The sequence below is a fragment of the Candidatus Binatia bacterium genome, from assembly GCA_036382395.1.
Lineage (GTDB): Bacteria > Desulfobacterota > Binatia > HRBIN30 > HRBIN30 > JAGDMS01.
In genome coordinates, this window is sequence record DASVHW010000445.1 from 1 (window position 1) to 10,408 (window position 10,408).

At 62.6% G+C, this 10,408-nt stretch carries 8 protein-coding genes; 6 read left to right on the plus strand and 2 right to left on the minus strand.

The annotated features are described in order from the left end of the window. The first annotated feature begins 40 nt into the window (after positions 1–40). The 4 genes from VF515_21940 to VF515_21955 all read left to right on the plus strand — a co-directional run bounded on the left by VF515_21940 (position 41) and on the right by VF515_21955 (position 6,222). Positions 41–3,160 (plus strand): efflux RND transporter permease subunit, encoded by a 3,120-nt coding sequence (locus VF515_21940; GenBank protein HEX7410292.1) that lies wholly within the window; start codon positions 41–43, stop codon positions 3,158–3,160. Positions 3,161–3,300: 140 nt separating this feature from the next. Further along, a complete protein-coding gene (locus VF515_21945) occupies positions 3,301–3,615 on the plus strand; it encodes a thioesterase family protein (protein HEX7410293.1) in 315 nt (104 codons plus the stop codon). 156 nt (positions 3,616–3,771) lie between these two features. After that, a complete protein-coding gene (locus tag VF515_21950) occupies positions 3,772–5,427 on the plus strand; it encodes an ATP-binding protein (GenBank protein HEX7410294.1) in 1,656 nt (551 codons plus the stop codon). 72 nt (positions 5,428–5,499) lie between these two features. Next, complete coding sequence (locus VF515_21955) at positions 5,500–6,222, plus strand: urease accessory protein UreH (protein HEX7410295.1); 723 nt, start codon at positions 5,500–5,502, stop codon at positions 6,220–6,222. A gap of 51 nt (positions 6,223–6,273) precedes the next feature. On the opposite strand, the gene gcvH is transcribed toward VF515_21955, so the two are convergent. After that, positions 6,274–6,690 carry a glycine cleavage system protein GcvH gene (gcvH, locus tag VF515_21960; GenBank protein HEX7410296.1) on the minus strand — a complete coding sequence of 139 codons (417 nt, stop codon included), beginning with the start codon at positions 6,688–6,690 and terminating at the stop codon, positions 6,274–6,276. A gap of 164 nt (positions 6,691–6,854) precedes the next feature. Here gcvH and VF515_21965 point away from each other — a divergent pair, with 164 nt between their 5' ends. Then, positions 6,855–7,532 (plus strand): TIGR04283 family arsenosugar biosynthesis glycosyltransferase, encoded by a 678-nt coding sequence (locus VF515_21965; protein HEX7410297.1) that lies wholly within the window; start codon positions 6,855–6,857, stop codon positions 7,530–7,532. A gap of 43 nt (positions 7,533–7,575) precedes the next feature. On the opposite strand, the gene VF515_21970 is transcribed toward VF515_21965, so the two are convergent. Next, entirely contained in the window at positions 7,576–9,147 is a 1,572-nt protein-coding gene (locus tag VF515_21970) for a B12-binding domain-containing radical SAM protein (GenBank protein ID HEX7410298.1), read from the minus strand. Positions 9,148–9,584: 437 nt separating this feature from the next. Between VF515_21970 and VF515_21975 the strand changes: the two genes are divergently transcribed. Continuing rightward, on the plus strand, positions 9,585–10,268 hold the full coding sequence (locus VF515_21975; protein ID HEX7410299.1) for a hypothetical protein: 684 nt from the start codon (positions 9,585–9,587) through the stop codon (positions 10,266–10,268). Positions 10,269–10,408 lie beyond the last annotated feature (140 nt).

The window sequence follows — 10,408 nt, forward strand, 5'->3', positions numbered from 1 at the left end:
GAGTGAGCTTCGAGACGCGAAGTGACCGGAGCGCTGATCCATGTGGCTGACCCTTCTCGCCTTTCGTAACTCCATCGCCATCCTGATGCTGTCGCTGGCGATCACGGTGCTGGGCATCGTGTCGCTGCGCCGGCTGCCAGTCGATGTGTTTCCCAGCATCAACCTGCCCATCGTCCAGGTGGGCACGATCTACCCTGGTGCCGGCGTCAAGGACATGGAGAAGAGCATCACCTATCCGATCGAGAAGGCGGTCAGCTCCGTCAGTGACGTCGAACATGTCGAGTCGCGATCGAAGCAGGGCATCTCCGTCGTGCAGGTGTGGTTCAACTGGGGCGCCAACATCGACGCCGGCGAGGTCGAGGTGATCCAGAAGATCCAGGCAATCATGGCGGCGCTGCCGACCGGCGTGCAGCAGCCGTTCGTGGTCAAGTTCGACCTGTCCAACATCCCCGTCGTGCTGATCACGGTGTCGGGCGAGGGGTACGATGAGAAGCAACTCTACGATATCGCGTACAACACGATCGAACCGCAGCTCGAGCATTTGCCGCACGTGGCGTCGGCGAGTGTCGAGGGTGGCAAGATCCGCCAAATCACGGTCGACCTGGACCGTGACCAGATCCAGGGCAAGAGCATCAGCGTCCAGGACGCCGTCAACGCCATCGCCGATTCGAACCTGATCCTCGCCTCCGGCGACCTGAAGACCGGTACGCTCGATTACAACGTCTTCACCAACAACCAGTTCGAGATCGTCAAGCCGATGGAGGACATCGTCGTGAGAACGGCGAACGGCATTCCCATCCACCTCAAAGACGTCGGCCAGGTCAGCGACTCCTATCAGACTCAGACCTCGATCGTGCGCATGAACGGCGAGAAGGCCGTGTACCTCCGCGTCAACAAACAGCCCGGCAGCAACACGTTGGAAGTGGTCGATGGCGTCAAGCACGCCCTGCCTGACCTGCTCAACATTCCCAAGGGGCTGCAGCTCGGGTACTTCTTCGATCAGTCCACGTATATTCGCCAGTCCATCGACGCGCTGACGCACGAAGCGCTGCAGGGTTCGGTGCTGGCCTTTCTCGTGATCCTGGTGTTTCTGCAGAGCTTCACCTCGACTTTCATCATTTCGCTGGCCATTCCGCTGTCCATCCTGATGACCTTCATCTTCATGTACTTCGGCGGCCAGACCTTGAACGTGTTCACGCTCGGTGGTTTGGCGCTGGCCGTAGGGCGCCTGGTCGACGACTCGATCGTGGAGTTGGAGAACATCAATCGGCATCTGGCGATGGGGGCGTCGCGCCGACAGGCGGCACTGGACGCGGCGCGCGAGGTGGCGATGCCGATTCTCGCCTCCACCGTCACCACCATCGTGGTGTTCTTCCCGGTGGTCTTTCTCGTCGGTGCGGCAAAGTTGCTCTTCGTCCCGCTGACGCTGACAATTTCACTGGCGCTGGTGGCTTCGTTCTGGGTGTCGCGGACGGTGACGCCGCTGCTGTGCGCCAAACTGCTTCCGGAGCGTGGTGAGCACGGCAGGGGACGGCTGGCGCGCATGGGAGCGGCCTTCTTCGACCACGTCGACGACCTGTATCAGGCGGCTCTGGGGTGGGCCCTCAGCCACCGCCGCACGGTGATTGTCGGGACGCTGGCCGTATTCAGTCTGAGCCTGTTGCTCGTGCCGCTGATCGGGTCTGAGTTTTTCCCCGTCACCGATGAGAGCCAATTCCGCATGATGGTCAAGGCACCGGTCGGCACGCGCGTCGAAGAAACCGACCGTTTGGTGGCGCGCATCGAAGATGCCCTGAAGGCGAATCTGCCGGAGCGCGATCGACGGGCCATCATTTCGAGCATCGGCCTGCCGTCCACTACGGCCTCGGTGTACAGCCCGAACACCGGACCACACTCCGCCAACATCCAGGTCGACCTCACCAGCCCTGAGGAGCGAGACAAGAGTACGGAAGAGATCGTCGCCGAGTTGCGGCCGAAGATCGCCAGCCAATTTCCCGGCGTGGCGATGTACTTCGACCCGGGCGGGATCGTGAAGCGGGTGCTGAACTTCGGCTCCGCCGCCCCGGTCGACGTCGAGATGATGGGCTACGATCTCACGACGGCGCGTGAGTTGACGCAGCAGGTCCGCCGGATCATGAGCGGCATGCAAGGGCTGGCGGATCTCCAGGTCAGTCGCGAGGAAGATTACCCCGAGCTGGACGTCGTCGTCGACCGCGAAAAGGCGGCGCTCTTGGGTATGTCCGAACGCCAGATCGCCAACGCGGTGCTTTTTTCGCTGTCCAGCAATGTGTCCAGCACCCCGTCGCTCTTCACCGATCCCGTCACCGGCAACGAGTACAACATCGTGGTGCAGCTGGCGGAGCGCTTCCGCAGTGAGCCGGCCGACCTGGAAAATCTCTTCGTCACCCGCGACCACAGCGTGCCAATCCTGCTCAAGAACGTGGCCACGGTGCAGCGCGGTTCGGGACCGGTCGAACTGGATCGCAAGTTTCAGCAGCGGATCGTGCACGTGACGGCCAACCCCGCCGGTCGCGATCTGGGCAGCATCTCGGAGGAGCTGGAGCGCCACTTCGGCGAGCTGAAGACCCCGCCCGGGTTCGAGTTGCGACTCGGTGGTCAGACGCGCCAGCAACGCGAAACCTTTCAGAGCCTGCGCTTCAGCATGGCCCTGGCGCTGATGTTGGTATACATGGTGCTGGCCTCGCAGTTCCGCTCGCTCCTAGATCCGCTCGTCATCATGGTCTCGGTGCCCCTGGGGCTCACCGGCGTGCTGTGGGCGCTGTTCCTCACCCGGACCACCCTGTCGACGACGTCCTTCATGGGCGTGATCATGATGGTCGGCATCGTCGTCAGCAACGGCGTGCTGCTGGTGGACTACACCAACGTGCTGCGCCGGCGTGGCCTGGCGCTGCACGACGCGGTGATCACCGCGGGGCGCACGCGGTTGCGCCCGATCCTGATGACGACGCTGGCGACGGTCTTTGGCCTGCTGCCGATGGCGCTGGGCTGGGCGGTGGGCAGTGAAACCAACGCTCCTCTGGCGCGCGCGGTGCTCGGCGGCCTGATTGTAGCCACGGTGCTCACGTTGCTCTTCATCCCCACCCTCTATACCGTCATCGAAGAGCGCTTTCATCGCGACCTCGGCGCTCAGGAGGAATGAGGCGGTCAGGATGTAAATCGCATTACGGGCGAGGTGGGCAAATGGCGCATCTTGAAGTCGGGCTGTCTGATGAGCGGCGGTACCTGGTTACGGACGAGATCACGGCCGCTACCGTCTGTGCGCGCAATCACCCGTAGCCCATGCAGATGCCGGAGGTGTGGTCGACGCCGGACATGATCGGCAAGATGGAGGTGGTTGCGGCTGCGCTCGTCGCGCCTCACCTCGGTGCGGCACAGATCACGGTTGGCGCCCGCAACGAGGTCAGTCATCTGACTGCAACTCCCACGGGGGTCGAAGTCCGCGTGGGCGCGACGCTGACGCAGATCGACGGCCGCAAACTCGTCTTTGCCGTCGAAGCCTTCGACCATAAGGAAAAGGTGGGAGAGGGGATACACATCCGGTACATCGTGGATCGGCACAAGTTTCAGAGCCGCCTGGTGGAGAAGCGGATGTGAGCGGCGTCGGCGCGGGTAGCGGCGGGGCGCTCGGCGGGCGGAACCAGATCAACAATCAGTTGCGTATCAGCAGTTGCGTATTGTGGACTTGTCGCCGGACACCTAGGGTGTCTCAAGGGGCAGAGAGGGCCCGCCTGCAATTGCATTGGAGCACCGATGAAATCGGTTGGTGAAAACGCAATGCCTATCCCGCCGGTCATTCGGGTGCTGTTGGTCGAGGACAACCCGGCCGACGCGCGATTCATCCGGACGATGATCGACGACGCTCGGCGGAGCGCGACGAACTCGACGCGATTCGAGCTGCGGCGCGTTGAGCGGCTGTCGACTGCCGTCGAGCATCTGTTGCACGAGGCGGTCGATGTGGTTCTGCTCGACCTGTCGTTGCCCGACAGCCAGGGATTGGAGACGCTCGTCGGGGTGTGCACGGCGGCCTCGGAAGTGCCGGTTGTCGTGCTCACCGGCCTCGATGACGAGGCGACCGCGATGCATGCGGTGCACGCCGGCGCGCAGGACTACCTCGTCAAGGGGGAAATCGATCGACATTTGTTGGTGCGCTCGATGCGCTATGCCATGGAGCGTCAGCGGCTGAGAGCCCAAGCCGCGCAGGAAGCGTGCCTGGCTGGTGCCCTGGCGGAGATCGGACGCGAGATGATTTCATCACTCAGCACTCCGGTTCTCCTCGACCGGCTGTGCCGCCTCACCGCCAGCGCGCTCGGGTGTGACTTCAGCCACACGTGGCTGTGGCAGCCGAAGGAGAAAGCGTACGCGCCGGTTGCGGGCCACGGGTTTACCCCCGAGCAATGGGAGTCGCTGCGGCTGATCAGGATGCCGCGCGCAATGGTCGAGCAACTCCGCACTGAAGACGTCGTGCAGGTGGTAATGGTCGATCATCCCGATGGCATAATCACGGCCATCGCGCGGCAGTTCGGCGTCACGGTGGTGTTGTACGGAGCCCTTCGCCGCGGCGGCGAGCTGATAGGCATGCAGACTTCTGGATACTTCGGGAGACGGGAGCCATTGAGTTCGGAACAGCTGCGTCTCGCCCGGGGCGTGGCGTCGCTAGCGTCGATGGCGTTGGAGAATGCCCGCCTGTTCGAGCAGCTGGAGCACGCCAACCGTATCAAGTCGAACTTCGTGGCGACGATGTCGCATGAGCTGCGCACGCCGCTCAACACCGTCATGGGCTATACGGAGTTGCTGCTGGAGGGCAATTTTGGCGACCTGCAGCCGCAGCAGATTGCCACCATGAAATCCGTGTACCGCAGTGCGGAAGAGCTGCGGGATGTCATCAGTGCGGCGCTGGACCTCAGCCGCCTCGAGGCCGGGCCCGCGCCGTTGGAGCTGCAGGAGGTCTCGCTGGCCGAGTTGATCCACGATGTCGCGACGGAGATGCGCGCGCAGTATGCGAAAGCAGACGTGCGGCTAGTCTCTGAGTGCGCAACGGATCTACCGCCTATCCAGACCGATCGGGTGAAGCTGAAGATGGTGCTCAAGAACCTGGTGGGCAACGCCATGAAGTTCACCGAGCGGGGAACGGTCACCGTGGGCGCTCGCAGGCGCGACGCTGGCATCGAAGTCAGCTGCAGCGACACCGGTATTGGCGTCCCGCCAGAGGCACAGCTGGCAATATTCGATCCTTTCCGGCAGGCCGACGAATCGATTGCGGCGCGCTACGGCGGGGCGGGGCTCGGGCTGTACATCGTGCGCCGGCTTCTCGAGATGCTCGGCGGTACGGTAGCGGTGGAAAGCGAAGTGGGCCGCGGTTCCACCTTCCGGGTGTGGATTCCGCTTGTGGCCAAGAGTGTGACCTAGGCGCGACGCCGAGAGCCCTTGCTTCCGTACCGACAGGGCGATAGGAGGAGCGCGAGGATCCTGCGTGATGAAATGACCACCTGGCTTTCCACTGGCTACGTGCTTGGCCTCGGGTTGGTGTTGGGGATCAAGCACGCGCTCGATGCCGATCACCTCGCGGCGATTTCCGCCATCGTGAGCGAACGCAAGAGTATCCTCAGCTCCTGCTGGATCGGTGCGCTGTGGGGTATCGGCCACAGCGCTGCGCTGCTGGTAGCCGGCGTGGCGGTCATTTTGCTGCACGTCAGGCTGGGTCCGAAGACGGCGCTGATGCTCGAGTTTTGCGTCGCCGTGATGCTCGTGGGCTTAGGCGCCAACGTCCTGCGGAAGCTGGTGCGCGGCGGCACGCTGCACCTGCACCCGCACCGCCACGGCGTCCGCTTGCACCTCCATCCTCACCTGCACTTCGGCGCAGAAGAGGTCGCGTCGAATATGCATCACTTTTCCCGCGTCGGGGCTCGACCAATGCTGGTAGGGATGGTCCACGGCTTGGCCGGGAGCGCCGCACTCATGCTGCTCGTTCTGGCCACCATTCCTTCCCCGCTCGAGGGGTTGGCGTACCTGGTAGTCTTCGGCATCGGCTCCACCGCTGGCATGCTCTGTATGAGTGCGCTGATCGGGCTGCCGTTCCATCTCACGGCAAACTATTTCGAGCCTGCCGACGTCGCGGTACGTGCCCTGGCGGGTCTGTTCAGCCTCGCGCTCGGCGTGCTGATGGCCTATCGCATCGGCTTCGTGGACGGTTTATTTCTGTGAACCGATGCGCGTGGCTCTCTCCAACGGGCGAGAGGAAGCGCTTGACCGACCTCAAATCAAATCTTCGTACTCGTCGGGCGGCAACAAATCTTCCAGCTCGGATTCGCTTTCGAGCTTGATCTCAATCAACCATCCCTCGTGGTAAGGGTCCTCGTTCACCAGCTCCGGGTGCTCCTCGATATCGGCGTTGACCGCAGTCACTGTACCGCTCACCGGAGCGGTCAATTCCTGCACCGTTCGGACGGATTCCAACTCGCCGAAGGTGTCACCGCGTTCCACGGATTCACCGACCTCAGGCAACTCGACGGCGATGATTTCGCCCAGCTTGTTCTGCCCGTAGTCCGATAAGCCGAGCTGTGCCCGCCCGTCCTCGATGCGGAGCCAGAGGTGATCGTCAGTGAAGCGCAGGAGCGTCTCCGCCGTGCGCGCTTGTTTCCCTCGTTTCGGTTGTGCCACGACTGTGCTCATACCGGTCTCAATTTCTCCCTGTCAAGCCCCCGGGCGGTTACGCGGCGCGGCGATAGGATTAGCTTGAATCCGCGTCGACCAATCTTTAGCATCGTGATCTATGAGTGCTCGCGAGCGGTTGTTGTAGCGGCGCAGCATGCTGCGTTCCTACCTGAACGAATCCCATGACCGTTTCCGTCATCGTTCCGGTCCTGAATGAGGAGGGCGGGATCGGCGAAACCTTGCGCCGCGCACGGCAGTCGAGGGTGCGCGAAATCATCGTGGTGGACGGCGGCAGCACGGATCAGACCCGTGCTGTGGCGCAGCCACTTGCCGATCGAGTGCTGTCGGCGCCGCGCGGCCGCGCGGCACAGATGAACGCCGGCGCGGAACGCGCCAACGGGGACATCCTGCTGTTCTTGCATGCCGACACGCTGGTGCCCGAGGGGTTCGCCGCGGCCGTGACCGCAGCGTGTAAAGCGCCGGGAGTGGTTGGCGGGCGTTTCGATGTGGACCTGACGCCGTCGACCCCGTTGCTGCGGCTGACCGGTGAACTGATGAACTGGCGCTCCCGGCTCAGCCGCATCGCCACCGGCGATCAAGCCATGTTCGTTCGGCGTGACGTCTTCGAGCGCATGGGCGGCTACGCCAATATTCCGCTGATGGAGGATGTCGAGCTGAGCCGGCGCTTGAAAGACGCCGGACGCATCGCCTGTCTGCGCCAGCGCGTCACCACCTCCGCCCGCCGCTGGCAGGCCCACGGCGTCATGAAAACCATCCTGCTGATGTGGAAACTGCGCGCCTTGTACTTCTTCGGTGTCTCGCCGGTACGCCTGCGACGGCTCTACGACGACGCCAGATGAGCAGGGGTTGGGGACCAGTCCCCAGCCTCCAGTCCCGCTTCTCTCACGCCGTGTTTGGCGTTGCCGGTGGCGCCCCGGGCAGCAGGCGCAGTTCGTCGGGGAACTTCTCGATCTCCTTGACGAGCCGATCGAGCTGCTTACAGGTGTCCCGCATGTACTCGTAGAGATGCTTGTGGAGGAGCGCGAAGGTGATGGCGTCACGCATGGCCCGCGGGCGGCGGAGCGCGGTCTCGGCCAGCAGCGACAGCGTCAGCCAGGCGCGGCCCGGCGAGGCACGCAGGATGCAGGTCCACAGGACCCGGAAGAAGATGCCGATGTCCTGCCCGCTGGCGACAAGATGCGTCTGGAATTGCGTGCCCCGATTGAGGATGAGTTGCATCGAGCGTCGCCGGTAATGGCGATAGCTGTACAGCCGCTGTAGGAGGCGCTTGTATCCCTGATAGAGCTGCACGCGCGTCATCCCCTGCGGAATGACGTTGGTGAACACGAACTGATCGCCGACCGATTCGGCGATCAGGCGGCCCGCCTGTTGTAAACGCTGGTACAGCGGCGTCTTCGGTATGGCGTTGAGCAGGCCGGTCATTGAAATCGGGATGCGCGCTTCCTGGATGAAGCGGAACTGCTCGTCGAAGATGGACGGGTCGTCATGATCGAAGCCCACGATCATGCCGGCCATGACCTCCATCCCGGCCTGCTGGATGCGGTGCACCGAGTCGAGCAGGCTGCCGCGCAGATTCTGCATCTTGTGCGTTTCCTGCAGACTGGCGGCGCGCGGTGTCTCGATGCCGACGAAGATGGTCGTGAAGTTGGCCTGACGCATGAGGTGCAGCAACTCGTCGTCCTGCGCAATGTTCAGCGTCACCTCGGTCATGAACTCGATGGGGTAGTGGTGGGCTTGCTGCCACTCGGTGAGGGCGCGCAGCAGGTACTTGGCTTCCTTCTTGTTGCCGATGAAGTTGTCGTCGACCACGAAGATGTTGTGGATGCCGAGGTGGTGGAGATTCTGCACCTCTGCCATCACTTGCGGCACCGACTTGGTGCGGGGGCGCCGCCCGTACATGACGATGATGTCGCAGAACTCGCAGTTGAACGGGCAGCCGCGGGCGAACTGGATGGTCATGGTGCGGTACTTGTCGACTTTCAGCAAATCGAAGCGGGGCACGGGCGAGTCGTGCATGCTCGGCTTCTCGTCCTGGTGATACTCCGCTTGCCAAGTGCCGGCTTGGTAATCCTTCAGGAACTGCGGCCAGGTGTACTCCGCCTCATCGACGAAGATGACGTCGACCTTGCCGCGCAGCTCTTCGGGGCAGAGCGAGGCGAACGGTCCACCGACGACAACCAACTTCCCGCGCCGGCGGAACTCGGCGGCCATCTCGAAGATGCGCTGCTTGTGGACGACGTAGCCCGTCAGGCCGATGATGTCGGCGTCGGTGTCGAAGTCAACCCGCTCGACGTTCTCGTCGCACAGCACGACCTCGTGCTCCGACGGCGTGATGCCCGCCACCGTCGGCAGGGAAAGGTTCGGAAAGACGCATTTCTTTCGCAGGCTCGGCAGGATGCGGTCGAACGTCCAAAACGACTCGGGATTCTTCGGTGCGACCAGGTATATCTTCATGGCTTCCCGCCTTCATGGTCAAGCAGGGCGCCATGCAGCAGACGCACTGAAGACCGGGCCGATGTTTCTAACCTGCTGCCTTTCTACTGCACTTCCGGCGGCGTTGCTAGGAGGGGTCAGAAAAAAGTGGAACTCCGCCATGCACAACTACTTAGGTGGTCCAGCTTGCCCCCTGGTGTGTTTGCAGTGGGCCACCGAACTGAATCAGACAGACCAGCGGGCCTGTTTGGCGCAGGCCGTTGAGCGGTTGGGCCGCATTGCCGATGCGGACAAAGCGGCAAGGAACTCTTGGGTGACACCCATCTCTATCATCCGAATTGCTGACCATACGTCAGAGGGCACTGTAACCTGCGGTGGGAAGCAGGCCTCCTGCTTGACCGCACGATAGGGCGAGTGTTGATTTCATAGATCTCTCTATCTGCACAGGCGTTGACAAGTTGAACTATAAGGCGCAATCGGTTGGTTGTCTAAGGGAGGAAAGTTTGATGCATCCTCTCCCGCTCTGCCTCACGACGCGGCAACGGTTCTCGTTCACCAGTTACGTGCCACCCGAACCACCCGGCGCTCTCTGTGCGTTCCGTAATCCGGTGAGCATTGTTGTTCTGCTCGTTCCACTACTGCTAGTGGCTTGTGGCGGGAACCATAGCGGTGCGCCCGCAGGAGAACGCGTCTCTTACACGCTGACGCCAGGGAGCCAGATTGTTTTCTCACCACCGCCTCCCATCAAAGCGCCGACCATAGTGCAGCCGCTCTCAGGTACCTTCACCGTGGTCCGGGGGGCTGTCCCTGGACCAAATGCGCTTCTCCACTTCTCCGTCACGAGCTTTCGCTTTCAAAGCTCAGATTTCACCATCGGCGGCAATACAGGGTCCATCGACGCGTCGACGATTCCGATCCCACTTCAAGCTCAGATGTCCGCGACCGTGTCCATCAATGGCCGGTCCGTTGAACTCAACGGCAGCGGGCCGTTCGAGAGCAGCACCGATCCCCCCGCATTCCGGGATCTCGAAGTGTGCGGAGCGGAGGGAGAGTCCGCTGTGACCTGCGATGAGATCCACTCGGGCGCTGGTGGGTATAGCTTGCTGCTGTTTGCGGTGCCGAACAACTTTATGTCGCACTGAAGCGAAAGGAGGCGCGATGGTCTCGAAGCTGAGAGAGGTCGAGATTTTCCGCGAGTTCACCGCCGCAAACTTGCGCGCGCTGGAGGCGAAGGCCCAGCCAGTAATGCTCGACAACGGACAAATGGTGTTCCGGGCCGGTG